Annotated in this window: 24 protein-coding genes, 1 pseudogene and 1 riboswitch; of the genes and pseudogenes, 10 read left to right on the forward strand and 15 right to left on the reverse strand. The window is 66.5% G+C overall.

The features are described 5' to 3' along the window. Positions 1 to 18: 18 nt before the first annotated feature. Positions 19 to 133: riboswitch (TPP riboswitch) on the forward strand. From thiC to ACZ5IQ_RS24910, 5 genes are all read left to right on the forward strand, one after another. Then, entirely contained in the window at positions 125 to 1,747 is a 1,623-nt protein-coding gene (gene thiC / locus ACZ5IQ_RS24890) for a phosphomethylpyrimidine synthase ThiC (protein WP_133427847.1), read from the forward strand. Its footprint overlaps the riboswitch before it by 9 nt. A gap of 7 nt (positions 1,748 to 1,754) precedes the next feature. Beyond that, positions 1,755 to 2,612, forward strand: a complete 858-nt coding sequence (thiD, locus tag ACZ5IQ_RS24895) for a bifunctional hydroxymethylpyrimidine kinase/phosphomethylpyrimidine kinase (protein ID WP_133427848.1) — start codon at positions 1,755 to 1,757, stop codon at positions 2,610 to 2,612. Positions 2,613 to 2,614: 2 nt separating this feature from the next. Continuing rightward, on the forward strand, positions 2,615 to 3,241 hold the full coding sequence (locus ACZ5IQ_RS24900; RefSeq protein WP_064860942.1) for an alpha/beta hydrolase family protein: 627 nt from the start codon (positions 2,615 to 2,617) through the stop codon (positions 3,239 to 3,241). 14 nt (positions 3,242 to 3,255) lie between these two features. Further along, positions 3,256 to 4,743 carry a flavin-containing monooxygenase gene (locus tag ACZ5IQ_RS24905; RefSeq protein ID WP_133427849.1) on the forward strand — a complete coding sequence of 496 codons (1,488 nt, stop codon included), beginning with the start codon at positions 3,256 to 3,258 and terminating at the stop codon, positions 4,741 to 4,743. A gap of 16 nt (positions 4,744 to 4,759) precedes the next feature. Further along, positions 4,760 to 5,038, forward strand: coding sequence for a hypothetical protein (locus ACZ5IQ_RS24910; protein WP_464480428.1), 279 nt, complete (start codon positions 4,760 to 4,762; stop codon positions 5,036 to 5,038). Between the two features lie 16 nt (positions 5,039 to 5,054). Here ACZ5IQ_RS24910 and ACZ5IQ_RS24915 read toward each other — a convergent pair whose 3' ends face one another. The 6 genes from ACZ5IQ_RS24915 to ACZ5IQ_RS24940 form a co-directional block, all read right to left on the reverse strand. Next, on the reverse strand, positions 5,055 to 6,392 hold the full coding sequence (locus ACZ5IQ_RS24915) for an ISL3 family transposase (RefSeq protein WP_226518578.1): 1,338 nt from the start codon (positions 6,390 to 6,392) through the stop codon (positions 5,055 to 5,057). A gap of 168 nt (positions 6,393 to 6,560) precedes the next feature. After that, positions 6,561 to 7,766, reverse strand: coding sequence for an MFS transporter (locus ACZ5IQ_RS24920; RefSeq protein ID WP_464480429.1), 1,206 nt, complete (start codon positions 7,764 to 7,766; stop codon positions 6,561 to 6,563). Beyond that, complete coding sequence (locus ACZ5IQ_RS24925; RefSeq protein ID WP_464480430.1) at positions 7,763 to 8,401, reverse strand: GntR family transcriptional regulator; 639 nt, start codon at positions 8,399 to 8,401, stop codon at positions 7,763 to 7,765. The genes ACZ5IQ_RS24920 and ACZ5IQ_RS24925 overlap by 4 nt, the downstream gene beginning before the upstream one ends. Before the next feature lie 67 nt (positions 8,402 to 8,468). Beyond that, positions 8,469 to 8,834 carry a hypothetical protein gene (locus ACZ5IQ_RS24930; RefSeq protein WP_464480431.1) on the reverse strand — a complete coding sequence of 122 codons (366 nt, stop codon included), beginning with the start codon at positions 8,832 to 8,834 and terminating at the stop codon, positions 8,469 to 8,471. A gap of 82 nt (positions 8,835 to 8,916) precedes the next feature. Continuing rightward, positions 8,917 to 10,392 carry a M28 family peptidase gene (locus ACZ5IQ_RS24935; RefSeq protein ID WP_346415977.1) on the reverse strand — a complete coding sequence of 492 codons (1,476 nt, stop codon included), beginning with the start codon at positions 10,390 to 10,392 and terminating at the stop codon, positions 8,917 to 8,919. Beyond that, entirely contained in the window at positions 10,389 to 11,861 is a 1,473-nt protein-coding gene (locus ACZ5IQ_RS24940; protein ID WP_464480432.1) for a M28 family peptidase, read from the reverse strand. The genes ACZ5IQ_RS24935 and ACZ5IQ_RS24940 overlap by 4 nt, the downstream gene beginning before the upstream one ends. Positions 11,862 to 12,011: 150 nt before the next feature. Here ACZ5IQ_RS24940 and ACZ5IQ_RS24945 point away from each other — a divergent pair, with 150 nt between their 5' ends. Next, positions 12,012 to 13,724 (forward strand): tetratricopeptide repeat-containing glycosyltransferase, encoded by a 1,713-nt coding sequence (locus tag ACZ5IQ_RS24945; protein ID WP_464480433.1) that lies wholly within the window; start codon positions 12,012 to 12,014, stop codon positions 13,722 to 13,724. Between the two features lie 85 nt (positions 13,725 to 13,809). Here the strand turns inward: ACZ5IQ_RS24945 and ACZ5IQ_RS24950 are convergent, their stop codons facing one another. After that, positions 13,810 to 15,582, reverse strand: coding sequence for a PGRS repeat-containing protein (locus ACZ5IQ_RS24950; protein WP_464480434.1), 1,773 nt, complete (start codon positions 15,580 to 15,582; stop codon positions 13,810 to 13,812). A 494-nt stretch (positions 15,583 to 16,076) separates the two neighbouring features. Here ACZ5IQ_RS24950 and ACZ5IQ_RS24955 point away from each other — a divergent pair, with 494 nt between their 5' ends. Then, positions 16,077 to 16,538, forward strand: coding sequence for an ATP-binding protein (locus ACZ5IQ_RS24955; protein ID WP_267324070.1), 462 nt, complete (start codon positions 16,077 to 16,079; stop codon positions 16,536 to 16,538). 845 nt (positions 16,539 to 17,383) lie between these two features. Here ACZ5IQ_RS24955 and nicT read toward each other — a convergent pair. Continuing rightward, entirely contained in the window at positions 17,384 to 18,496 is a 1,113-nt protein-coding gene (gene nicT / locus ACZ5IQ_RS24960) for a Nickel transporter NicT (protein ID WP_267324071.1), read from the reverse strand. Positions 18,497 to 18,861: 365 nt separating this feature from the next. Here nicT and ACZ5IQ_RS24965 point away from each other — a divergent pair, with 365 nt between their 5' ends. From ACZ5IQ_RS24965 to ACZ5IQ_RS24975, 3 genes and pseudogenes are all read left to right on the forward strand, one after another. Continuing rightward, positions 18,862 to 19,530, forward strand: coding sequence for a YcnI family protein (locus ACZ5IQ_RS24965; protein ID WP_464480435.1), 669 nt, complete (start codon positions 18,862 to 18,864; stop codon positions 19,528 to 19,530). A 193-nt stretch (positions 19,531 to 19,723) separates the two neighbouring features. Then, the gene (locus ACZ5IQ_RS24970; RefSeq protein ID WP_267324073.1) at positions 19,724 to 20,080 is read left to right on the forward strand and encodes a copper resistance CopC family protein; all 357 of its coding nucleotides are present in this window, start codon (positions 19,724 to 19,726) and stop codon (positions 20,078 to 20,080) included. Positions 20,081 to 20,158: 78 nt separating this feature from the next. Then, positions 20,159 to 20,455, forward strand: a pseudogene (locus ACZ5IQ_RS24975) (WhiB family transcriptional regulator); the annotation flags it as partial. Positions 20,456 to 20,867: 412 nt separating this feature from the next. On the opposite strand, the gene ACZ5IQ_RS24980 reads toward ACZ5IQ_RS24975, so the two are convergent. The 7 genes from ACZ5IQ_RS24980 to thiG all read right to left on the reverse strand — a co-directional run bounded on the left by ACZ5IQ_RS24980 (position 20,868) and on the right by thiG (position 26,257). Then, positions 20,868 to 21,395, reverse strand: a complete 528-nt coding sequence (locus tag ACZ5IQ_RS24980; protein WP_267324074.1) for a P-loop NTPase family protein — start codon at positions 21,393 to 21,395, stop codon at positions 20,868 to 20,870. Between the two features lie 91 nt (positions 21,396 to 21,486). Continuing rightward, on the reverse strand, positions 21,487 to 22,464 hold the full coding sequence (locus ACZ5IQ_RS24985; protein ID WP_267324075.1) for an HTTM domain-containing protein: 978 nt from the start codon (positions 22,462 to 22,464) through the stop codon (positions 21,487 to 21,489). An 8-nt stretch (positions 22,465 to 22,472) separates the two neighbouring features. Continuing rightward, positions 22,473 to 23,024, reverse strand: a complete 552-nt coding sequence (locus tag ACZ5IQ_RS24990) for a hypothetical protein (protein WP_267324076.1) — start codon at positions 23,022 to 23,024, stop codon at positions 22,473 to 22,475. A 39-nt stretch (positions 23,025 to 23,063) separates the two neighbouring features. Further along, positions 23,064 to 23,807, reverse strand: a complete 744-nt coding sequence (locus tag ACZ5IQ_RS24995) for an ABC transporter permease (protein ID WP_464480436.1) — start codon at positions 23,805 to 23,807, stop codon at positions 23,064 to 23,066. Beyond that, complete coding sequence (locus ACZ5IQ_RS25000; RefSeq protein ID WP_464480437.1) at positions 23,804 to 24,712, reverse strand: ABC transporter ATP-binding protein; 909 nt, start codon at positions 24,710 to 24,712, stop codon at positions 23,804 to 23,806. The genes ACZ5IQ_RS24995 and ACZ5IQ_RS25000 overlap by 4 nt, the downstream gene beginning before the upstream one ends. A gap of 34 nt (positions 24,713 to 24,746) precedes the next feature. Continuing rightward, entirely contained in the window at positions 24,747 to 25,517 is a 771-nt protein-coding gene (locus tag ACZ5IQ_RS25005; protein WP_464480438.1) for an SGNH/GDSL hydrolase family protein, read from the reverse strand. Further along, positions 25,514 to 26,257 (reverse strand): thiazole synthase, encoded by a 744-nt coding sequence (thiG, locus tag ACZ5IQ_RS25010; RefSeq protein ID WP_267324358.1) that lies wholly within the window; start codon positions 26,255 to 26,257, stop codon positions 25,514 to 25,516. The genes ACZ5IQ_RS25005 and thiG overlap by 4 nt, the downstream gene beginning before the upstream one ends. Between the last annotated feature and the right edge of the window lie 22 nt (positions 26,258 to 26,279).

Raw genomic sequence — 26,279 nt, forward strand, 5'->3', positions numbered from 1 at the left:
GCGATCGACTACGGTGAACAACGTCCGCGCGGGAGCGCACACCTTGGTGCGCTGAGAGGACGGCTGAATGGCGCCGTCGACCGTATGAACCTGACCGGGTAATGCCGGCGTAGGGAGTAAGCAGATGACTGCAATTGCTGTATTCAACGACCTTTCCTGCGGCCCGATCCAGGGCAGCACCAAGGTTTACCGGGAGCTTCCCGACGGTGGAAAGGTCCCGTTCCGGCGGGTCAACCTGACCACCGGCGACCACCTCGACCTGTACGACACCTCGGGTCCGTACACCGACGAGACCGCCACCATCGACCTCGAGAAGGGCCTGCCCGCCCGCCCCGGCGTCGTCAAGGACCGCGGCACCCAGCTGCAGCGCGCCCGGGGCGGCGAGATCACCGCAGAGATGGCGTTCATCGCCGAGCGCGAGGGCGTCCCCGCCGAGCTGGTCCGCGACGAGGTCGCCATCGGTCGCGCCATCATTCCGGCCAACCACAATCACCCCGAGCTCGAGCCGATGATCATCGGCAAGGCGTTCGCGGTGAAGGTCAACGCCAACATCGGCAATAGCGCCGTGACGTCGTCCATTTCCGAAGAGGTCGACAAGATGGTGTGGGCCACCCGCTGGGGCGCCGACACCATCATGGATCTGTCCACCGGCAAGGACATCCACCAGACCCGCGAGTGGATCCTGCGCAACTCCCCCGTGCCGGTCGGCACCGTGCCGATCTATCAAGCGCTGGAGAAGGTCAACGGCGATCCCACCAAGCTGACGTGGGAGCTCTACCGCGACACCGTCATCGAGCAGTGCGAGCAGGGCGTCGACTACATGACGGTGCACGCCGGCGTGCTGCTGCGCTACATCCCGCTGACGGTCAAGCGCGTCACCGGCATCGTGTCGCGCGGCGGCTCGATCATGGCGGCCTGGTGCCTGGCGCACCACCAGGAGTCGTTCCTGTACACGCACTTCGAAGAGCTCTGCGAAATCCTGCAGCGCTACGACGTCACCTTCTCCCTCGGTGACGGCCTGCGTCCCGGCTCGATCGCCGACGCCAACGACGAAGCCCAGTTCGCCGAGCTGCGCACCTTGGGCGAGCTCACCAAGATCGCCAAATCCCATGGCGTGCAGGTGATGATCGAGGGTCCGGGCCACGTCCCGATGCACAAGATCGTCGAGAACGTCCGCCTGGAGGAAGAACTCTGCGAGGAGGCGCCGTTCTACACCCTCGGCCCGCTCGCGACGGACATCGCGCCGGCTTACGACCACATCACCTCGGCCATCGGCGCGGCGATCATCGCGCAGGCCGGTACCGCGATGCTCTGCTACGTCACGCCCAAGGAACACCTGGGTCTGCCCAACCGCAAGGACGTCAAGGACGGCGTGATCGCCTACAAGATCGCCGCGCACGCCGCCGACCTGGCCAAGGGCCACCCCGGTGCGCAGGACCGTGACAACGCCCTGTCGCAGGCCCGCTTCGAGTTCCGCTGGCACGACCAGTTCGCGCTGTCGCTCGACCCGGACACCGCCCGCGAGTACCACGACGAGACGCTGCCCGCCGAGCCGGCCAAGACGGCGCACTTCTGCTCGATGTGCGGCCCGAAGTTCTGCTCGATGCGCATCACGCAGGACATCCGCGACGCCTACCCGGACGGGGTCGCTCCCGATTACGCGGACGAGATCGCCCAGGGCATGGCGGAGAAATCCCAGGAGTTCGCCGACCACGGCAACCGGGTGTATCTACCCATGCTGGAATGATGCGTCCGTGACCTTTTTACCTCTGACCCCGCCGGGCGAAACGCCGCTGCGGGTGATGACCATCGCCGGCTCGGATTCCGGCGGTGGCGCCGGCATCCAGGCCGACCTGCGCACCTTCGCGATGCTCGGCGTGCACGGATGCGTCGCCGTCGCGGCGGTGACGGTGCAGAACTCGGTGGGGGTCAAGGGTTTTCACGAGCTGCCGCTGGACATCATCAGCGGGCAGATCACCGCGGTGGCCGACGACATCGGCATCCAGGCGGCCAAGACCGGCATGCTGGCCTCGGCCGAGATCATCGGCGCGGTCGCGGAGACGTGGCAGAGTCTCGACGGTGACATCCCGCTCGTCGTCGACCCGGTGTGCGCGTCGATGCACGGCGACCCACTGCTGCACCCGAGCGCGCTGAATTCGGTTCGCACGCAGCTGTTCCCGATTGCCACGCTGGTCACCCCGAACCTCGACGAGGTCCGGCTGATCACCGGCATCGACGTGGTGGATGCGGCGACCCAGCGTGATGCCGCCAAGGCCCTGCACGATCTGGGCCCGAAGTGGGCGCTGGTCAAGGGCGGCCATCTGCGGTCCAGCGATCACAGCCCGGACCTGCTGTACGACGGCAACGAGTTCTACGAATTCACCACCGAGCGCATCGACACCGGCCATGACCACGGCGCCGGCGACACCCTCGCCGCGTCCACGGCCTGCGCACTGGCGCACGGCTTTTCGGTGCCCGACGCGGTCGCGTTCGGCAAGAGCTGGGTCACCGAGTGCCTGCGGGCGGCCTACCCGCTGGGCCACGGCCACGGTCCGGTCAACGCACTCTTCCGGTTGGCGGATGAGCGCTCGCGCGAAGACGATCGGGCCTGAGCGTGAGCCTCGAGGACATCGCGGGCATCGCGCACGAACCCGACGGCACTCCGACGGGCGTCGTGCTGCTGACGCACGGCGCGGGCAGCAACCGCGACGCCCCGCTCATCATCCGGATCTGCGACGAATGGGCCCGCCACGGCTGGCTCGCCATCCGCTACAACCTGCCCTACCGGCGCCGCCGCCCGAAGGGCCCGCCGTCCAACTCGGCGGCATCGGACCAGCAGGGCATCGTCGAGGCCATCGAATTCGCCCACACACTGACCGATGGACCGGTGGTCGCCGGCGGCCACTCCTACGGTGGCCGGATGACGTCGATGGTGGCGGCTCAGGGCGCCGACCTGGCGGCACTGACGCTGTTCTCCTATCCCCTGCACCCACCGGGCAAGCCCGAGCGGGCACGCACCGAGCACCTGGGCCAGATCAAGGTCCCGACGGTCTTCACGCACGGCACGGCCGACCCGTTCGGCAGCATCGACGAGCTCACCGCCGCGGCCCAGCTGATCCCGGCGCCCACCGAGCTCATCGAGATCACCGGGGCCCGCCACGACCTGGGCTCCAAGACCCTGGACGTCCCCGCGCTGGCGGTCGCCGCGGCTCTTGTGTTCGTGGCGCGAAGCGGTACCTGAGGTACCGTCTGAATATGACGACGCAGCAGTTCGACGCGGTCATCGTCGGCGCAGGATTCGCCGGTATCGGTGCGGCCATCCAGCTCAAACGCCTCGGGATCGAAAACTTCACGATCCTGGAGCGCGAGGACGACCTCGGCGGCACCTGGTACGTCAACCACTATCCGGGGCTCGCGGTCGACGTGCCCACCACCACGTACTCGTACTTCTTCGAGCCCAACCCGAACTGGTCGCGGCTGTTCACGCCGGGCCCGGAGATCAAGCGCTACGCCGACGACGTCGCCGCCAAGTACGACGTGCGGCGGCACATCCGGTTCAACGTCGTCGTCAACGGCGCCCGCTGGGATGAGGAGGCGTCGCTGTGGCGCATCAACATCGCCGACGGTGAGACCCTCAGCGCCCGCTACCTGATCACCGCCACCGGCTTCCTGTCGCAGCCGAACATCCCGGCGATTCCCGGCATCGAGAGTTTCGAAGGTCGCGTCATCCACACCACCGACTGGGATGACGACTACGACCCGGCGGGCAAGCGCGTTGCCGTCATCGGCACCGGCGCCACCGCGGTGCAGCTCATCCCCGAGTTGGCCAAGACCGCCGCCGACCTGACGGTGTTCCAGCGCACGCCGATCTGGGTGGTGCCCAAGATCGACCCGCGCTTCGGCGCCCGCGCCAAGAAGATGTTCGCCCGGTTCCCGTTGACGCAGCGCGTGCTGCGCTGGCTCACCGACTCGATCTACGAGGTCATGGTGTCGGTCGGGGTCCGCCATTACGGCATGTTCCGCGGCCGCTTCAACATCTCCGCGTCCGACCTGTCGAAGATGCACCGCTTCTTCGTCATCCGCGACAAGGACCTGCGGCGCCGGCTGACCCCGGACTACGACTTCGGTTGCAAGCGGCCGACTTTCAGCAACGGCTACTACCAGGCCTTCAACCGGCCCAACGTGCACCTGCAGGACGCCGGCATCGACCACATCGTCGCCGACGGCATCATCGGCAACGACGGGGTCAAGGTCGAGATCGACACCCTGGTCCTCGCCACCGGTTTCGACCTGTGGGAGGCCAACTTCCCGGCCATCGAGGTGATCGGCCGCGAGGGCCGCGATCTCGGAAAGTGGTGGCGCGAAACGCGTTTCCAGGCCTACCAGGGCGTCTCGATGCCGTACTTCCCGAACTACCTGAGCCTGGCCAGTCCCTACGCGTTCCTGGGGTTGAACTTCTTCAACACCATGGAGTACCAGATGCGGTTGATGGACCGGCTTTTCACCGAGGTGAAGAAACGCGGAGCGACGACGTTCGAGGTCACCGAGGAAGCCAACACCGCGTTCCTCGACCGCATGACCGAACTGCTCGGCGACTCGCTGTTCACCCTCGGCAACTGCGCCAGCGCGCACTCGTACTATTTCAATCCCGCGGGCGAGCCCACTCTGCTGCGCCCGTCGTCGACCGAGACGGCGATTCGGGAAGCTTCCGAATTTCCGTTGAGCGACTACAAGATTTCGTGATCAGAGAGGACCACAGGTGACCGACGCCGCTGAGAACACCGCTGGAAAGAAGGGCCTGCTGGCCGGGATCGGCCTCGCGCTGGCCGGGCTGGCACACTTCGCCAAGCCCGACCTGTTCAAGGGCATCACCGCGACGGCGTTCCCGGACGACATCGACAAGCACCTCAAGGTCAACGGATCGATCGAGACGGCGCTCGGCGTCGGCCTGATCGTGCCGCAGACCCGCAAGCTCGCGACCGTCGGCGTGATCGGCTACGTCCTGTACCTGGCCGCCAACGTCGCCCGCAACCGTTAGCCGGGGATTTGTGGCTCTACTGACATATCCGTGGGTGTTTGGGGCGGCCGGGTAGGGCGGGGCGGTGACCTCCGAGGGCGAGCATGGCTAGCGCGATGAGCGCTTCGGGGGATCGGAATCCGAACGCGATTCGGGTTAGGACACGGATTTTGGTGTTGGTGGATTCGATCAGTCCCTGAGACAGTCTGTGGTCCAGGGAGGCGTCGATCGCGACTCGGTGTTTTTTGATCCGGGCCGCCAACTCCACGAAGACCGGGATCCGGCATCGCCGCGCCCAGGACAGCCATGCGTCCAGGGCCTGCTTGCCTTCGTCGCCTTTGACCGAAAACACGTGCCGCAAGCCCTCTTTGAGTAGATATGCCCGGTAGAGCCGCTTATCGGTCTTCGCGATCCAGGACAGCTTCGCGTTCTGCCGTTCGGTGAGATCCTCGGGGTTCTTCCACAGCGCGTAGCGCGCCCCTTTGAGTCGCCGGGCCCTTTCACGCCCCGGCCGTGGCGGGGCATCCTTGGCCGGGCGGCCGCGGCCCCATGTGGGCTCGGTGCGGGCCAGGGCGCGGGCATCGTTCCAGGCGCGGCGCCGCTCGACATCCAAAGCCTCAGTGGCCCAGGCCACCACATGAAACGGATCAGCACAGCGGATCGCGGTCGGGCAGCGCTCGGCGACCACCTCGGCGATCCATTCCGCAGCATCGGCGGAGACATGGGTGATCAGTGCGGACCGCTGCGGCCCCAGGGCGTCGAAGAACTGCCTCAAGGTGGCACCGTCACGACCCGCAGCAGCCCACACCAGCCGGCCGCTGTCGTGATCAACCACCACAGTCAGGTACTTGTGGTGGCGCTTGTAGGAGATCTCATCAATCCCGATCCGGCGCAGCCCCGCGAACAGATCGACCCGCTTTTCGGTATCGGCCCACACCCGGGACACGATCGACCCGACCGTACGCCACGCGACCCGCATCAGTTCGCGCACAGCGGTTTTCGAGCAGGCCACCGCCAACCAGGCCACCGTGTCATCGAATGCGTAGGTATGCCCGGCGCCATGGCGCGCCCACGGCACCGCGACCACCGTCGGCCCGTGCACACGGCAATTCACCCGCGGCGCGGCCGCTTCGACGAACACCGGGATCGTGCCGCAATCCAGGCTGCGCCACCGCCGCACCCCCTCACCCCGGTCAAACCGAGGCGACCGCGAACTGCACCGGCCACACCGACGCTGACCGCCACTGCGCGGACGCGCCCGCACCACAACGGCCGTGATCTCGCCGCCGTCGTCGGATTCTTCGAACTCGATGTCCTCAATCACGGTGCGCTGGTCGACACCCAGCAGCGCACGCCCTACCCTCGTCTTGCGCACGTCGTTGTTGGCTCTCTGTGGTTACTGACCCTAGACAAGCCAGAAACCCTATGCCACAACGACGTGCGCCTCTTCGGAACCTAAAACCCACCCACGGATATGTCAGAAGAGCCGGATTTGTGCACGATTTTCCGCGGTGACCGCGGAAAATCGTGCACAAATCCCGATCTACGCGCGGGCCGGCAGGTGCTTGGACCAGCCGGCCGCACAGATCACCGTGCACACCGCCGCCAGTAGGCCGACCACGGTGAGCATCGCCGGGTAGCTGACGTAGTGGGCCAGCGCGGCGAGCAACGCCGGCAGCAGGAAGCCGACGTACGCCAGCGAGTAGTACACGCCGGACACCCCGGCCAGCTCGTGCGGTTTGGCGATGCGCTGAATCTCCAGCAGCCCGGACACGATGGCGATGCCGTACGCGCTGCCCAGCAGCATGGCCACCAGCACCGCGACGACCGGTGAGCGGGTGACGGCGGTGGCGACCGCGGCGAACACGCCCGCCGACATCAGCACCATCGACACCACCACCGCGCGGGCGCTGGAATGGTCGTCCAGCCGCCTCGCGATCGGCTGCACCAGCACGCCACAGGCCAGCGTCAGCACCGTCAGGCCGGCGGTGTACAGCAGCGCCCAGGAGCCGAGCCGATCAGCGACGAGCGCCGGCACGATGGCGTACGCGATGGCCGCCGAGCCGAACACCCAGGGCGCCATCGGGGCCACCACTCGGACGAAGCGGCGGTGCGTCGCGGCGGGAACCCGCAACTGCGACAACAGGTCTCCACTGACGCGAGCGCTCCGGGTCTCCACCGTCCGGTACCGCACCAGCCACAGTGCGGGCGCGCACAGCGCCGCCTGCACCAGGTACGTCAGCGTCAACGGCAGCGGCGCGAACTGCGCCAGCAGGCCCGAGCACAAGGGGCCGATCGCCAGCCCCAGCGACAGCCAGATCGAGGCCCGCCGGGCGCCGGCCCCCGTCGCTGCGGTGTCATACGGCGGTGCGGACAGCTCCGCGATCCAGGTCGAACCGACGGCCATCGCGACACCCACGCTCAGCCCACACAGCAGCCGGCCGACGAAAAGTGCTGGGAATCCGCCCAATTCACCGGTCGCGAGAATCAGGCTGCCCAGCGCCGAGCTGATCAAGCCCGCGACCATCAATGGGCGCCGGCCGTACCGGTTCGACATGGCCGCCGCGACCAGCAGGCCGGGGATCAGGCCCAGCACGTAGGCGCCCAGCAGGACGTCGACGTCCACGCGCGAGTATCCGGCGCGGTGCACGTATTCGATCAGCATCGGGGTGAATTGGTTTCCGCCCCAACCGATGCAGAAGACACCGGCGGCGACGGCGAGCCATGGCTTCACACGGGCGCGACTCATCGCAGCACCACCTCGTACGTCGACTCGAGGTGCGCCAGCAGGCGGGCGTCGAACGCCGTCGCGTCGCGGACGTCGATGGCCTGGGCCAGCTCGGCGTGTTCGGCGATGAGCCGTTCGACGAGCGTCTGGTCGGCCTGCACGGCGTCGGCCATCATGCGGCGTTGCCGGTCGCCCAACGAGCCGTAGAACCGCTGCGCGACGCAGTTGCCGGCGGAGTCCACGATGTGCCGGTGGAAGGCGTCGTCGAGCTCGGCGAAGCGCGCCAGATCGGTGGCCGCGCCACGCTGCTGGTCGATCAGCCGGGCGAGTTCGGCAGCCACTGCCTGCGCGGTGGCCTCAGAACGGCAGAGGCGGCGCACAGCACTGCCCTCCAGCGCCAGGCGCATCTCGAGCAGGTCGGTGGCCTCACGCGGTGGGATCGGTACGACGACCGCGCCCCGCCGGGGCAGCAGGTCGAGCAGGTCCTCGGCCGCCAGACGCAGGAAGGCCTCGTGCACCGGTGTCCGGCTCACGCCGAGCTCCGCCGCGACTTCCACCTCGCTCAGCAGCTGCCCGCCCTTGACCGCGCCGACCAGGATCTTGCTCTTGGTGTCACGGTAGGCGCGCTCGCTGGCGGGAGTCTGATCAATGGCCACGGGACGACAGTAGCAACTTGCATGCAAGCTTGCATACAAGCAGTGACGGACCTAACTCAGGGCCTGATCAGTGCTGCTGCGGCCCGAAGTTGTTGAAGCCGCCGCGCTCGCGCGGCTGCGGCTGGTAGACCGTCGAGGTCTGCACCGACGTCGAGGTCTCGGTCTGCGTCTGGGTCTCGGTCTGGGTGGCCGTCTCGGTGTTGGTCACCGTCTCCGGAGCGGGCGCCGGCGCCTGCTGCTGACCGCCGCCCGCGCTACCGCCGCCACCACCGCCGTGGTGCTGCTTGGCCGTCGTCGTGGTGCTCGACGGGGTGACCGTCACGGTGGCCGGCGCGTTGTTGCCCTGCGAACCACAGGCGACGGTCAGCCCGCCCATGGCCACGACGATCACGGTGCCGGCGACGGCCGACCAACGGCGATAGGTGCTTTTCATGGGCACCATTACTAACCCGGCAACCTGGCAACCGGACTCACAGGAACGGCGATTCCAGTTATGCAGTAGCTGTGAAACCTGGCTACTTGCCTGCTTGCCGGTGTCGTTCGTCGTGCAACGGCACGCCATTGGGGCCCGTCAGCGACTGCGCGTATGTGCCGACCGCAAACGCGACAGTGGGTCCGGTCACGGCCAGCGCGGCGCGGTTCAGCTGCTCGACGGTATCGCCCTTCGGCCCATACCCGGGATCGAAGGCGGCGCCCGCCTGTCCACCCCACAAGCGCGCCTGGATCGGCGACTTGCGCTGCGACGTTCCCGTCGAGATGCCGCCGACCGGAATCCCGGCGGTGAGGAACGGGCCGTAGCCACTGCCCAGATCCATCGTCATGTCGGCGGGCCGCTTGCCGGCGAGGTACAGATATCCGGCCAGCGTGCGCTCGAGCCCGGCCGACCCGGCGGGCACCGCGTCGAGGGGAATCTCGGGGTTCGCCTGACCGGACTGGTCGCCGTCGAACGTGAAGAACCCGGCGTTGGGCGAACCGAGGATGTCGAAATCCAGATACAGCGCAATGTCATTCAGCGGTTCGGCGGCCAACCCGCGCACGTACTTGGTGGCGCCTTCCTGACCCACGGCGCCCGAACCCCAGAACGTGAACCGCACCGCGTTCTCGATCTTCGGCGAGCCGCCCAGCGCTGCGGCCGTCTCCAGCAGTGCCGACACCCCGGTTGCCGCGTCATTGATGCCCGCGCTCGTCGGCGCGCTGTCGAGGTGCGCGCCCGCCAGCACTACGCTGTGCGGATCACCGGTCTTGGTCTGAGCCAAGACGTTTCGCGATTTCACACCGGTGTTCTTGGCGTCGAGGGTGAGCTTCACCGGGCTGTTGGTTTTCAGCAGTACGGCATCGGCGTCCTTGCCGATGATGCCCACCGGCGTGTTGAGGTGTTCGTAGTAGCCGGGGCTGAACAGCCCGCGCGGGGCGCCGTTCGCGCTGGGCGGGCTGACCACCAGCACCGCGACCGCGCCGCGGGCCACCGCCGCATTCTGCTTGTCGACCACCGAGCACACCGCGTCGTCGACCACCGCGATGGCTCCCCGCAGGTTGAGGGTGCCGTAATCGTCCGGAGCGCAACCGGCCGGCTTGACAGGGTGCAACGTCGGCGCGGTCAGGCCGCCGGGCGCCGTGGACGTCAACAGCGAGGCCTGCACGACCCCCCACCGACGGCCACCGACGTCGAGCACCGGATTGCCGGGGGCACCGCGTTCCACGCGCACATACTCGGGGGTCTGCACGTCGAACCCTTTGTCCCGCAGCAGGTTCGCGACGTAGTCGACGCTGGCCTGGTAGCCGGGGGTGCCGTCGGCGCGGGTGCCCTTGTTCTCCGCCGCGATGGCGGCGAACTTCCTCAGATGCGTGTAGATGCCGTCGGTGCCCACCCTGCCGGCCAGATCGCGCGCGAGATCAGGCGCGGGCGGCGGCGGTGGGGCCGGTGGCTGCGGCGGTGGTGCACACGACGCCAGAACAGCGGTCAGCAGCCCGGCGGCCAGTGCCCGCCTCATGATGCCGAGACCACGTGCCGGGTCCGGTCATCGCGGACCGGAACGCCGTTGCGGCCACTCAAATCCTGGGCGTACCGCCCCACCCCGAAAGCCACTCCACGACCCATGATGTCCATTGCCGTGCGGTTGATGTGCGCCAAGTCGTCCGTCTTCTTGTGGTAGTTGGAGTCGAAAGGTTTTCCGGCGGTGCCGCCCCACAGCCGGGCCTGCTCGTCGTTCATGTTTTCCTCGTCGCCGGTGCCCAACCCACCCGCCGGGATACCGGCCTTGGTGAAGGCGTCGTAGTCCGACCGTCCGTTGAACGGGTAGTCCTGAGGCGGCTTACCGGCATCGGACAGATACGCCGTGAAGGTGCGATCGATTCCCGCCGAGCCCTCCGGGATACGCGGCACCAGGTCGTCGGCCAGCGGCGGGCCGGACAGGTTGCCGTCGTAACTGAAATAGCCGGCGTTCTCCGAGGCCAGCATGTCGAAATTCAGATACAGCGCAATGTCTTTGAGCGCCTCGACGTCGAGGGATTCGATGTATCGGTCAGAGCCGATCGTGCCCTCCTCCTCGGCGCCCCAGAACGCGAACCGCACCGCGTTCGCGATTTTCGGGGCGCTGCCCAACTGCAAAGCCGTCTCCAGGACCGCGGCCACGCCGGAGCCGTTGTCGTTGATCCCGGGCCCTTCCTTGACGCTGTCCAGATGTGCACCGACCATCACGACGTCATGCTCGGATCCCGTCTTGGTCTGGGCTATCACGTTGCGGGTGTGCTCAACCCGCACACCGGCGTCCAGCTTGAGGGACACCGGCCCCGGGGCGGCCCGAAGCCGAGCCCCGGCCGCCTTCGAGATCAGTACCGCGGGAATCTTCACCGTCGCCTTGGCGCCAAGGGTGCCGCCGCGCCCGGGGATGCCCGCGTCGTCGACATCGTCCTTGTTGTCGGCCACCACCAGCGCGACCGCGCCGTGGACTGCCGCGGTCGCTTCCTTCACCGCGAAGGGGCACGTGCCGCGGTCCACCAGCGCGACCGCGCCCTTGATCGGCAGGCCGTCGTAATCGGCACTGTTGCAGCCTGATCCGGGGCCGCCCTTGACCGGCACCAGCGGCGCCGTGAGCCCCGGCGTGCCGACCGAGTACTCGAGCGCCCGCGTCGGTATCCGCGTGCCGGCCACGGTCAGTTCAGGCGTGTTGTTGTACGCCACCTTGACTTCCATATCCGGAGTGACGACGTCGAAACCCTTGGCGCGCAGCGCATTCGCGACGTAGTCCACGCTCGCGTCGTAACCAGGTGTGCCGAACGCCCGGTTCCCACCGTGAGCGTCGGCGATGGCCTGCAGCTTGGCCAGGTGACCGGTCGTCGCCTCGACCGTCACGCTCTTGGACAGGTCCCCGGCGAAGTCACCAGCCGCGGGCTCTGATCTTCCGCACCCCGAGATCCCGGCCGCCAGCACGAGTGCGAACGCGACAGAGGTGCGGACCATGGGCACCACCGTAGCGTGAAGATGCGCTGATGCGGATGCGCCCGGCCAGACGGCGAACGCGGAGTCCGAGGCCAGACCGCGCAACGACCGCGCCGAAGCGTTTCTGTCGAAGCGCAGCAAACACCAGGCCGAATCGGGTATACGGATTCAGTGGAGAATCCACGCGAGCCGACGATCTGTCTCAACATGATCGTGCGCAACGAAGCACACATCGTCACCGAGGTGCTTGATGCGGTCGCGCCCTTCATCAACTTCTGGGTGATCGTGGACACCGGTTCGGACGATGGGACCCAGAGCAAGATCCGAAATCACATGGCACGGCTGGGCGTCCCGGGCGAGGTACATGAGCGAAGCTGGCGCAATTTCGGCGAGAACCGTTCCGAGGCGCTGCAGCTCGCGCAAGGCCACAGTGACTACATCTGGGTCATGGACGCCGACGACACCGTGCGGGGGCGACCCGACTTCACCCGACTGTCCGCCGATGTCTACAGCATGCGAATCAGCGACGGTCTGCTCTACTGGCGGCGACAGCTATTTCGCGACGGCATGCCGTGGCGATACGTCGGCGTGGTCCACGAATACGCCGACTGCACTGAGCCGTTCCGCGAGGAACGCCTCGAAGGCGACTACTTCATCGAGTCCCGTCGACTCGGCGCCCGCAACAAGGATCCCAAAAAGTACGAACGGGACCGAGACCTGTTGTTGGCAGAGGTGGAGCGCGATCCGACCAACGAACGCTCAGCGTTCTACCTCGCCGAAAGCTATTTCAATCTCGGTGATTTCACCAACGCCCGCATCTGGTCGGAACGCCGCGCCCAGATGGGCGGCTGGGAGGAAGAGAAGTTCTACGCGCTATGCCAGGTGGCCAGATCCATGTTCAGCCTCGGCGAACCATGGCCGGAAGTGTTGGACGCCTACTTGCGGGCATGGGAGTTCCGGCCGACCCGCGCCGAACCCCTCCATGCCGTCGCCGCCGAGTACCGTGCCAGAGGTGCGTACCAGCTTGGTCACCTGTTTGCGCAACGCGCAGCGGCAATACCTCTTCCAGAGGATGACATTCTGTTCGTCGACGCGTCCGTCTATCGTTGGCGCGCCCTTGACGAGCAGTCGGTCTGCGCATCATGGACCGGCCGGCATGAAGAATCGTTCACGTTGTGCCGCGAGCTGCTGAACCGCTCCGATATCCCCGACGACGACCGTCGCAGAATCGCAATCAACCGCGACCAATCAGTTCCAGTCCTGCTGGAGAATGCAATGTCTTATCCAGAATCATTGGTGCGCAAGATAGTTGGCTATGACCCGAAGGCCGAGGTCAGCGTCAGCCTGGTTACCGGGGCGCGCCGCAGCGTCGTAGAAGCGGCAGTGGATTCATTCTTGAACTGCTGCCTCGACGTTGCGAGCGTCGGCCGGTTCGTGGCGCTCGACACCGGACTGCCGGTGGAGGATCGGCGGGCTTTGCAGCGCAGGTATCCATTCCTGGAATTCATCACCGGGCCTCGCGCCGAAGGCGTCGCCCAACTGCAGTACATCCAGGACAGACTGCACGGCCGATACTGGCTGCACCTCGGTGAGGGGTGGCGGTTCTTCTCGCCGGAGGCCCTCATCGGCCGTCTGCAGGCGGTACTGGCCGCGGAGCCGCATGTCGTCCAAGTCGGGGTCAATGTCAATGATGCCGCCTCGCCGGCGGGTGCATGTGCGGTCGCCAGCACCGTCCTCAGCGCGGGCGATGGCACTCGATACGTACTCGTCGGCGCAGCCGTCACCGGACCCGCGATGTTCGACGTCGAGCGACTCAATCAGGCCCTGGACTCCGGACCCATCACCGCTCAACTCGACGGAGTTAGCAGCATTCAGCAGCTGTAGGACATCGGTCCAGAATCCACGAAAGACCACCCCTGACAATGTATTTCATCGTCAGGGGTGGTCGACCGTCGTGTCCTGTCGGCAGCTAGGCGCCGCCGCCGGCACCACCTGCGCCACCGGCACCGCCACCGCCACCGGCACCGCCTGCGCCACCCGCACCGCCACCGGTCACGGCACCGAACGGACCTGCAATACCGATGGAGCCGTTAGTCCCCTTGCTGCCGGTACTGCCCTTGCTGCCGGTACTGCCGGTGTGTCCTGCGCTGCCCGGGGTCCCGCTGGTTCCGGTAGCTCCAGTACTGCCCGACGCACCGGTGCTTCCTGTCTTTCCACTGGCACCTGTCGACCCGGTCGCACCAGTCGCACCAGTCGAGCCCTTTGCGCCTGTCGCACCAGCACTACCGGCCGTTCCACCCGAACCGAGACCCAGGCCGCCCAGCAATCCGCCACCGCCACCAGCACCGGCCGCACCGCCGGTACCTCCCGTGCCGCCGATTCCACCCGAGCCGCCCTGGCCGCCGCCGCCACCAGCACCGGCGTTTCCGGGGTTGCCGCCGGTACCGCCAGCGCCACCTGTGCCTCCGACGCCTGCGGCGCCACCAGTGCCACCTGTGCCACCGGTGCCACCAGTGCCACCCGTACCACCCGTGCCGCCGTCTCCGCCCTTGTAGGGAGTGAAGGGAGTCACGATCGCGTCGCCACCAGCACCGCCGGTGCCACCCGTGCCGCCAGTGCCACCTGTGCCACCCGTGCCGCCAGTGCCGCCCGTGCCACCGGCTCCACCGGTACCGCCATTGCCACCTTTACCGCCGTCGCCGGCATTGCCGCCGGTGCCTCCCGTGCCACCGGATCCGCCGGTACCACCTGTACCACCGGTACCGCCAATACCGCCGTCGCCGCCCTGGCCACCGCCGCCGAACAGCGTGAGCAGCCCGGCGCTGCCGCCCGCACCACCTGCGCCTGCAGCTGTGCCTTGCAAGCCGGTTCCGCCCGCGCCACCGCCGCCGCCAGAACCACCCGGGGTGCCCGATCCGCCGACGCCGCCGGTGCCACCGGTACCGCCCGTACCACCGGTGCCGCCCGTACCGCCGGTACCACCCACGCCGCCTGCGTTACCCGCGCCGCCCGTGCCGCCCGTGCCGCCGTTGAAACCGAGCAGGAAGCCGTTGCTGCCTTTGGAACCGACACTGCCTGCCGTACCTGCCGTACCCGCCGTACCTGCCGTACCCGCCGTACCCGCGGTGCCCGCCTGCCCGGTCGAGCCCGTACTACCCGCGCCGCCGGTCGCGCCATCAGTACCCGCAACGCCGTCGCCACCCGCGCCACCGGTGACACCAGTGGCGCCGAAGCCACCTGCGCCACCATTACCGCCCTTGCCGCCGGTCCCGAACAGCCCGAGCAGACCCATGTTTCCGCCCTTGCCGCCGTTACTGCCGGCTAGGACATCGGTACCGTCAGCACCGTTGCCACCTCGGCCACCACTGCCGAACAGCAGGCCCGCGCCGCCGCCGTCACCGCCGTTGACTCCGGCATCGGTGCTGTCCCAGCCTTGGCCGCCGTCGCCGAACAGAATGCCGCCGGCCTGCCCGTTCGGGTGTGCCGCCGTGCCTGCGGCGCCATTGCAGACCAGGCCACATGGGCTGTCCAGGGGATCCGGTGTCGTCGGCGCGAACGGCGTAATCAGCGCCTTCGGCCCGGGCGGTGAAGCGTTCGCGCCGAACAGCCCCGTCAACCACCAAAGCGGATTGTTCGGGTCCTGCGCAGGAGCCAGCGGGAAGCTGAAGTCCGTCAATTCGACGCCGCGCACCGGTGGCGGCGACGCCGTTATCGCGTCCAGCGCGCCCGGCGGAACAGCCATCGCGATGCTGGCGCTCGCGGCCGCGACGCCCAGGGCACCGGTCGCAAGATAATTGACGGACCTTAAGGTCCTACCGGACTTTTGCTTGCGATGCTTGGACACGATCGAATCCTCCTTTGGATTCAAAGTGTTTTGTCGGCCCCGCGCGCGGCTTATTGGAAATTACCACGTTTGCCCGAATGCCAATAGATTCAGCAAAAAATTTCTACAACTGCATGTTGATTGCCGACATTCTTCCACCACCGTCAATTAATTCAGTTTGCAGTGATTGCGATATTAACTATCAAGAAATAATATTTTGGCGCCGACATTTGCCACTTTTAGTACCTCAATATCCCGGCCTAGGCATATTCTTCGGCGCTTGATAAACCCGCCTACACGGCACAATTAGACTCTGCCAATAGCGACAATCTTGCGGCGCCATCTGAATCGGGCCTCCTCACCTCTGTCGTTCTCAGCGTGCGTTCAGGTCGCGGTCCATACCGTGTGGCGGTGTGACTGGCGGTGCCGGAGAGATGGTCTTCCTCGATGATGTGTTGGTCCAGCATGCTGGTTGGCTGGAGCGAAACAGTGCGTTGTCGATCCGCACCGACCTGCGGCCGACCTACGTGGTGGGTGACGCTGCGATGTTGAAACGCGCGGTCGCCGCACTGGTTGATCACGCTCGGTGTAATGCCGCCTCTGCGATCGAGCTGGTGGTGTATCGCCGCGATGCCCAGGCAGTCATCATTGTCCGCGACGACGGCCCGTATTCCCCGGTCGCCCACGCCGGCCGGACGTCGTCAGAGCGCCACTCCGGTCTGGAGTTGGCTGCTCGGATCATCGCCACCCACGGCGGGACACTGGCTGTGGGTGAACGCGGCGCGTGTGCCAATGCAGTGAGCGTGCAGTTGCCATCCACTCGGCAAGCCTTGCGCAATTCCGCGGCACCGAGCGGGATTTCGAGTGGCGTTTGATATTTGCCTCGACAGTGGATGATGGGGCGATGTGGGTTGGTCGTGGGTCGGTCCCGCTGATGGACATACAAGGCCAAGGTGCCCGGTGAACCGGCGCACGGCGCTGGTGGGGCGGTGGCGTGGCTGGTTCGCGGGGATCGCAGTCCGCTCAGCGCTGGTGGCCGGTGCTGTCGTGCGGATGGGCCAATAGGTCCTCGAGGCAGCTGACCTTGCGCAGCTCGGCAACTTGTCTCGCCTCGAATGAGGCAAGCATGATCGTCGGAAGTACGAGCCATGACAACGCGCGGCCCGACACAGTCTGAGGTCCTGACGTGGCGGCGCAACACCACGCGATGCAAGATCAAAGATGTTGCAGCACAGGTCTCCACGAGCTGCTCCGTTAGGGCCTGCCGCCGACAGCATCAGCACGATCGATCATCTTCTCTCGCCTGTTGATCTCGCCGAGGACTGGGGGATCGATAGCATGGCTCTTCGGCCGCTTGTCAGCTCAATACCATTGTTCGCCTGACAGCCCAGGCTCGGAGCCGACCAGTCACCGACAATATCTGACTATTTCTTCGGCGCGGTTCGGGCACATGCGACGAGAGACCTAGCATCTAGCGCCGGACAAATTTCCTTGTGCGCACGGTTGATTCGGCTCGCCGACTGAGGCGTGGCCGCTATCCCGGCAGCTGCGTGCGGTACCGGGCATTTGTGGATGTTAGGTCGTGGTGCCGGCAGTGCCGCAGGTGCATTCCGGACCGCATTGACAGTTTTCACACGTGCAGTTTGGGTTCCCGCATCCGGTGGATTGCTCGGTCTCATTGCTGGTCATGCATAGATGCTAGGAGGCCCGCGCAGACGTGTCAGGAAGGCCCGACGGGCACGCCTGCCCAGCGTTGTTCGACGCCGCTGAGGCGCCAGTACACGACCGCAACCAGCCAGGTGATCGCGAACAGACCGACGATGATGAAGCCGACGTTATTCAGGTCCAAGGCACTGATCCAATCGCTGACCGGATTCACCCAAACGCCGTTGTTGTGCAGCACCCCAACAAGTTCGATGGTGCCGATCAGCAGCGCCACCGCGATCGACAGACCAGTGATCGTGAGGTTGTAGAAGATCTTGCGGACTGGTTTGGCGAACGCCCAGTCGTAGGCCACGGTCATGAACAGACCGTCGGCGGTATCCATCAGGCTCATCCCGGCGGCGAACAGCACCGGGAGCGTCAACACCGCGTACCACGGCAGACCGGCGGCAGCCCCGGTCCCGGCCAGCGCCAACAACGTGACTTCAGTGGCGGTGTCGAAGCCCAGACCGAACAGCACACCGACGGGGAACATCTGGATCGGATGCGTGATTCGCCGCATGATCGGGCGCAGGATACGGGCCAGGAAGCCGCGGCTGTCGAGCTGCTGTTCGAGCTCGTCTTCGTTGAATTCGCCGCGACGCAACGCGGTGAACACCCGCCAAATCCCGGCCAAGGCAACGATATTGACGATGCCGATCAGCCACAGGAACAGACCTGAGGCAAGGGTTCCGGCGATGCCCAGGTTGTGCCGGGCCGCCGAATCGTCATTTTCGAGCACCCCGGCCACGGTGGTGGCCGCGATGACCAACACTGCCATGACCAACACCATCGTGGAGTGGCCCATGGCGAACCAGAAGCCGACCGATTTGGGTCTGGTCCCGTCAGCGGTCAGCTTGCGGGTGGTGTTGTCGATCGCCGCAATGTGGTCGGCGTCGAAGGCATGTCGCAGGCCGAACATGTACGCGGTCACGCCCAGGCCGACGCCGAACACCTGCGTGCCGACCTGGTAGTGGTGCGGGGCCACCAGCAGCACCAGCGAGCCGAACCCGACGACGTGCAGCGCGACGATCGCGGCGGCCAGGGCACCGAATTCCCGCCAGTCGCGGCGATCCCATGCCTGGGCGACACGGCCAAACCCCTTGGGGGACAACTGGACTGATTCAGACACCGGTTACCTCCGTGGGGATCACGCGTCCCTGTCGTGGGTGATGCAGGCGGGCGGGTCTGACTCCCACCGTCCTCGCGCAGCCGCAATGCCGGTGGTCACAGTGGCGCGACCGCACCGGATTTGCACCGGATTTCCGCGCCGCCTACGACTTTCCGATGCGCAACGTATCACCGCGAACCGATGGTGGCCAACGGCCCGCGACCACCTGAAATCGCCGCGCTCGGGCAGGCGGGTAAGCATCGGGGTGCGATCACGTGGTGCGGGAACCAGACCGGGAGCGCACACGACTAATACAGGCCATGCGCTGCATCAGTGCAGCCACGAACAGGCGATAGGAGCCATCCATGGGAGCACGTCAACGGCGTGTGGCCGCCGCCGCGGTGGCGGTGACCGCAGCGATGCTGGCGCCGGCAGCCACAGCCGCGGCGCACGTGAAAGTGTCCGGCACCGACACCACGCCTGGCGGTTTCGGCGTGCTGACGTTCCGGGTGCCCACCGAATCCGCTACCGCCTCCACCACCGGCATGGTGGTGACACTGCCCGCCGATCACCCGATCATTTCCGTCACCGCCCAGGACAAGCCGGGCTGGATCGTGACAGTGACCCACAAAACGCTGACCACCCCGCAAAAAGACGACGACGGCAACGAAGTGACCGACTACATCGCCACCGTGGAATGGAAAGTCGCACCGGGCAACCATGGCATTGCGCCGAACCTGTTCGACACCTTCAGCATCGCGGCAGGTCCACTACCCAAAGCACCGTCGATCGCCCTTCCCACGGCCCAGACCTACAGCGACGGCACGGTGGTGAACTGGAACGAAACGACGACTGCAGGCGGCCCTGCGCCCGAGCATCCCGTACCGGTGCTGACACTGACCGCCACCGGTAGCGATGCCTCGCACCCGGCGGCCACGGCTCCACCCGCTGGCAGCGCAACGCCGTCCTGGTTGCCGATCACCGCCCTGGTTGCGGCACTGGTGGCCGTCCTGCTGGGCGTGGCCAACCTGGCCGTCGCACGGCGCAAAAACTGACCGCGGTGCGGCGCATCGGGCAGCTGGTCGCGGAGAGATCCACCGACTCCCAGCACACTGGCAGCTTGGGCGCGGAACTAACCACGCAACCACGCCGACTACCGGACGTGGCGAACTGTGGAATGTCCCTGTTTACCGCTGTTGGAACCGCCGCCGGACCTGATGGACATGCCCACAACGAAAGTGATGCAACATGAAACCCCTGCGCTGGATGACCGTCGCGACGGTCATGACCGCAACCGCCGCGTTGACCCCGGCAATCGCGTCCGCGCATGACTGGGTGGTGGCCACCACCCCGGCGGAAAGCTCCACCGGACCGTCCCCGACCCAGGTGTCGATCACTTACAACGAGGCCGTGAAAAACCCGCAAATCTGGGTGACCGGTCCCGACCACGCGGAATGGACGACCGGCCCACTCAAAGGCTCCGGAGCGTCCTACAGCGTGGCGCTGCGGCCCTCGCCGATCCCGGGCGAGTACATCGTCCACTGGCACAACACCTCCGCCGACGGCGACGAGGTCCACAGTCAGTGGTCCTTCACCGTCGGCTGACCTACCCGATCGACATCCGTGAGGCCCGCGGCGCATTCGTGCACCCGGGCCTTGTTCCGCGAGAAAGGACGATGGCCCGTGGCATTGCCTGCGCAGCTGCCCGGTCAAAACACCGACGTGTGGGACTGGCAACTACAGGCCTCCTGCCGCGGCTCCGACTGGCGCACATTCTTCTCACCCGACGGTGAACGGGGACGGGCACGTTCGGCCCGCGAGACCCGCGCGAAACAGATGTGCCACCAATGCCCGGTCATCGCCGAATGCCGCGCCCACGCGCTCCAGGTGCAAGAACCCTACGGCACCTGGGGCGGACTCACCGAGGTTGAACGGGCCTGGATCACCGGTGGTACCGGCAATCGCCGCACCTACCGCCGTCCCACCGCATCCGGTATGGATACATCGCGAATGCCCACTGATGACACGGACGCTGGCAACGGTCCATGCACCGATATCGCATAACACGTGATATCACTCTCAAAACCGTTGCGAGAAAACGCTATTCGATCGCGCCGGAACACGCCGACTCGCCGAATCAACATCACCAAATAACTGAGATCGCGACGCGGACCTGCTCGGCGAATTCCCCGTTCGATGGGCCCACTCCCAGAATTCGCAGAATCCGGGCCTCGCACACCGTGAGGACTTGTTCGTTGTACAAGGGCTGCCGTTGCGTCGCCGGACTGGGTAACCGGCGCATCAAGATCGCGGACACTCGTGGCGAACAGGACGTCTCACGGTCGGAGACCCGGCCGACCAGGCGAAACGCCCGCCACGGTGCCCACGCGACTCACTTGCAGAGGCCGGCGATCTTCATGCTGGCGGCTTCGCCAGCCTTGAGCCGAGCCGCCTGCGCCGGGTCGGCGCCTCCGACCCCGGCCTGCCCGTACATCGAAATATCCTGCAGATCAACAGAAAATTCGCGAATCGCAGCCGCGAGGTCGGCCGGCGTGGCCGAGTCCAGATGCGCCTGCAAGTACTGTGCACCACTGCTCATGGCCAGACGGGAGACGGCCGTGACCGCCTGCACAGCAACCGGCTCAGGACCGAGTTCTGTGTGCGTCTGCAGGGCCACCGCCGTGCGCACGGTCGTGAAAGCAGTGCAGGCGCGAGCCTTCGCCTCAGCAACCTGTTGTTCGGTCGGCGCAGGCGCCGACGGAGCTACCTGGTGCGGCGGCTGCGATACGAGCGCCCAGACTGCGATGCCGAGCGCGGCTATCGCAACTGCCAGCGACGCCGGAGCCATCCACCTCGGCTGGACATCGACCGCGACAGAACGGCGCGAGACGGGCGATGCTTCCGATTCTGCCTCCGACATGATCGCGATCGTAGAGCAGCAAACCCGTCAACATCGGCTGTTGGACGAATACCCCGCAGCAACGGGGTTAGTCGAACCAGCCAGGGAGCGGCTATTGCGGCGGAACAGAAGCGGTGTCGCTGCCGTCCGCCTCACCAGCGGGTGCGGCACAGACCCGTCGTGCCGACGCACCGAGCCATCCGCGAACGTCCTCCGCGACCGCCTTGCACCGTTCCCACGGCACGAACGACAGGTACAGCACGAAGATGGCCAGCGAGAAGAACCCGACGACCATCGTCACCATGATGGTGAGGTGCAGGAACACGCCGGCAAGCAATATCTTTGTGCGCCAACGTTTGTTCCACACAAACACCCCGACGCTGAATTCGATCAGCAGGGTGCCCCACGTCACGGCATTACAGATGAGCGGACTGGTGGTTATCCAGCCAGGGGCCCGCAGTATCAGCATGTCGTCGAGTCGCAAGATGAACGAGACCGCACTACCGTGCTGCCACGTATCGCCACGCAGCTTCGCGATTACCGTGGTGAGGTAGATGATCGATACCTGGACCTGCATCAGACGCAGCGGCCATACCTTGATGTCCTGCGCGGACCAGAGGGATCCGAGGCGACGACGCTGGTCCAACGACAGCGCCGCGCCACATGGCGACAGCGCCAAATACAGTGACAGGATTCGGATCAAGCCGTCGCCCGAGTTGAAAATCCAGGGATTGCGGCGTTCGAAAGACATGATCATCACGAACACCAGGACGGTCGCCACCTTGGTGTGCCAGCCGACGATCATGACCAGCGAGGCCACCATCAGCACGATCCAGCCGACCAGCAAGGCCGTATCACCCGGCCAGCGGTAGAACACGCCCCATAAGAACTCGTACGTCGGCGGCTGAGGCACAATGCCATTGACGCTGAACTTGTCGTAGAGGTCCATCCCGATCTCGAGCGACCACAGGAAAGCCAAGACACCGAACGCAATCCGGATCATCCCCAGTGTGTAGGCCGGCTCTGTAGTGAACCAGAAGGTTCGCCAGCCCTGCACTGCACGGCGGCCCGAGTCGCGCAACGTTGCCACCGGAGCGATCATGACGCAGGCCCAAACTTCCAGTCGTACAGGATCTTTTGCTCGTGCGCCTCCGGAGCATTGGATCCGGGAGGCCGCAGCTTGCGGGTGTCAGAGAAGATCGTCACACCGACGGGGTGCTCACCCGGCCGCATCATTTTCCGCGCGACCCACAACGCATACGCTGGTCGGGTCACCGGCTCATTGATCAACTGTTCCTTGAACTTTCGCCACCGATCCCAGTGGAACTGGCCCGCCAGAGACCGGTCACCCTCGAGCTTCCAGACCCGCCGGGCGCCACTGTCATAGAGCACGGCAGTTTCCACTTCCGGCACCGCCAGCGGCGGATTCGGCGAGAACATGCCCCAAGTCTGGTCCAAGCCCGTGAACCGCGCTATCGGCTGCAATGGCGGAGCCATGGCGTCCTTGATCGGCGCGCCCGGAATACTCCAGATCACCGCGACGGTCAGGACGATGATGATGCCGAAGCTGGCGAATGCCTCTCGCAGTTCAGACCCGCGAAACGTAGGCCGTCCGAGCGATCTCGGCAACAGTCGTCGCAAACCAGACATTCCCAGCATCGTAGAACTGAATGTCCCGGATTCCGCCGGTTACGGATCGCGCCGGGTGACCACCACGAGCGCCAGCAGGAAAACCACCGCCGCGACCGCGGCGAAGTAGCAGGCCGCACCAACCGGTCCCCACCACAACGAGAACGTCTGGAACCAGGGCGTCTTGGTGAAGGTGTAGGCATTCCCGAAGGGCAGCCACGGTCCCACCCGTGCGCCGACCTGAGGCAGCGCGCCGAGCACCGGTTCCACGACGAACGGCATCAACAACACCACCGCGACGACTGCCGCGGCGTGCCGCAACAACCCGCCCAGACCGACCGCCAACACCGCTCCCAGCACGGCATACAGCGACATCGCGCCGATCGCACGCCAGACCTCCGCGTTCGAGAAGGACAATTCCTCGGCCTGCTCTGCCGTCACCAACGACGCCGCGAACGCGATCGAGCCCGCCACCATGACCGCGGTGACGACGGCGGAAAGCGCCGCCATCACGAGCGCTTTCGCTGCCAGTGCCCACGCTCGGTTGGGGGTGGCCAGGAACGTCGTGCGGATCATGCCGGAGCGGTACTCCCCGGTGATCGACATCGCGGACAGGATCATCAGCACCGGCACACCGAAGACGCTGACGCCGATGGCCGCCCGCTCGGGCTTGAGCACCCCGTGCGGCCCCAGTGCCGCCGCCTGTATCGCGGCGAACCCCAGACCCACCACCGCAACTGTCAGGATGAGCCAGATCGGCGACCGCGTGGTCTGCAACTTGATCCGCTCGGCGTTGATCGTCATGACGCACCCACCGCCCGGTAGTCGACGGCGTCATCGGTCAGTCGCATGTACGCCTCCTCCAACGAGGCCTGTTGAGCAGCCAGTTCATGCAGCACGATCCCGTGGCCGGCAGCCAACTCCCCCACCTGCTCCGTCGAAACTCCGCGCACCAGAAGCACGCCACCGGAAAGTTGAGCGGACGCGTCCTGCGCCGTCAGCAGTTCCTGGAGCCGCTCCACCTGCGGGCTGCGCACGCGGATGGTGTCGCTCCCGGAGCTGGTCAGGAACTCCGCCATGGTGCTCGAGCTGATCAACCGGCCCTGCCCGATCACCAGCAGCCGGTCCGCGGTGTTCGCCATCTCTGCCAGGAGATGACTGGATACCAGCACCGTCCGGCCCTCGGATGCCAAGTCCCGCATGAGCGTCCGGATCCACCTGATGCCCTCGGGGTCCAGACCGTTCACCGGTTCGTCGAACAGCAGAACCTCCGGATCGCCCAACAGCGCCACGGCGATACCCAACCGCTGCGACATGCCGAGCGAGAAGGTGCCGGCCGGTTTCCCCGCGACGTCGGTCAAACCGACGATGTTCAGCACGTCGTCGACGCGGGCCTTCGGCAGCTTGTTGCTGGCAGCCAGCCACCTCAGGTGGGCTCGAGCCGTGCGGTTGGGATGCACCTGACGCGCATCGAGCAGGGCACCGACGCTGGGCAGCGGATGCTTGAGGTCGTGATAAGTCTTGCCGAGCACCGTCGCGGTGCCGGAGCTCGGTCGGTCCAGCCCGACGATCATGCGCATCGTGGTGGATTTACCGGCGCCGTTCGGCCCGAGGAAACCGGTGACGAAACCGGGCTCGACGGAACAGGTCAGATCATCGACGGCGCGTTTGCGACCGAAAACCTTTGTCAATCCCGTCAGCTGGATCATCGCCGGACAACCCCCTTGCCTGATGGCAGCGCCATCAGGCGCACGATACGCGTTCGATCACCATCTGCGCGACGGCGCGCATACCCGCGGCGTTCGGGTGCAGCGGTGCCACCCGGCCCGGCAGCGGCAGGTGGAACGCCGTGGTCCAGGGATCGGCCGACCACGCATGGTGCGCACGGCTGACGTCCGCGACCGGCACCAGGTCACATCCCGTGTCGGCAGCGGCGGCGGCCGTCAGCTCGGCCAGCCGCGCAGCGACATGCCGGCCCAGCTCGGCATCGGCCGCACCGATCGGCGGCGCGGGCACTCCCGCCGGCGGCAGGAGCGTCAGGTAGTCGACGAACAGCACCCGAGCCTGCGGGGCACGTCGGCGTACTTCTCGCCCAACGGTTTTCAACGACTCGCCCACGACCTCGAGGGCCTCGTCCCGTTCCGCCGCGTCGAGCAGTCCGCGTAGCCGCCCGCCGACGACGGGCACCGACCGCAGGAACCGGGGCAGGCAGGCCGCCCCGAGCATCGGCACGTAGCCGGCGTCGTTGCCGCCGATGGTGATGGTGACCAACGACTCCGATCCGTCGAGCGCGTCCACCTGCGGCGGCTCGCCGAACTGCCGATCGGTGAGCACGTGGGCGGTGGTGGCACTTGAAAACGTCACGTCGACAAGGTCGTAACCGAGCTGCTCGGCGACGAGATGCGGGTAGTTGACCGCCGACCGGCCGGATCGCTTCGGTGCGCCGGGCGCGCCCGGCGCGATGCCGGGCCCGGCGGCCATCGAACTACCGAGGGCGACATACCGCGTCGTCATAGCGCGGGGCTGGATGCCTGCGCCCAGAACCGCTTGGGCACGCGACCGGCCCGCGACGCCAGCCGGCCCGCGGTGACCGCGGCGGCCATGGCGGCGGCCATCATCGGCGGATCCGCGGCCCGGGTCACCGCCGTCGCGAGAAGCACTGCGTCACAACCGAGTTCCATGGCCAATGCGGCATCGCTGGCCGTGCCGATGCCGGCGTCGAGCACCACCGGCACCCCGGCGGCTGCGACGATCATCTCGATGTTGTGCGGGTTGGAGATGCCCAGCCCCGTGCCGATCGGTGCGCCCAACGGCATCACCGCGGCGCAGCCGGTGTCCTCCAGCCGGCGCGCCAATACCGGGTCGTCGTTGGTGTAGGGCAGGACGACGAAGCCGTCGTCCACCAATTGCTCTGCGGCGCGGACCAACTCGATGGCGTCCGGCAGCAGGGTGCGCTCGTCGGCGATCACCTCGAGTTTCACCCAGTTGGTCTGCAGCGCCTCGCGCGCCAGTTGCGCCGTCAGCACCGCTTCGGCCGCGCCGCGACAGCCGGCGGTGTTGGGCAGCGCGGCGATGCCGAGCTTGTTCAGCAGATCGAGCACGCCGGTACCGGTTTCGGCGTCGATGCGCCGCATCGCGACAGTGGTCAGCTCGGTACCCGAGGCGACGAGTGCCTCCTCCAGGATCGACAGATTCGCCGCACCGCCGGTGCCCATGATGAGCCGCGAACCGAACTCCCGGTCGGCGATGCGCAGGACGTCGGCCGACGTACAGACC

It is taken from the genome of Mycobacterium toneyamaense (assembly GCF_055384815.1).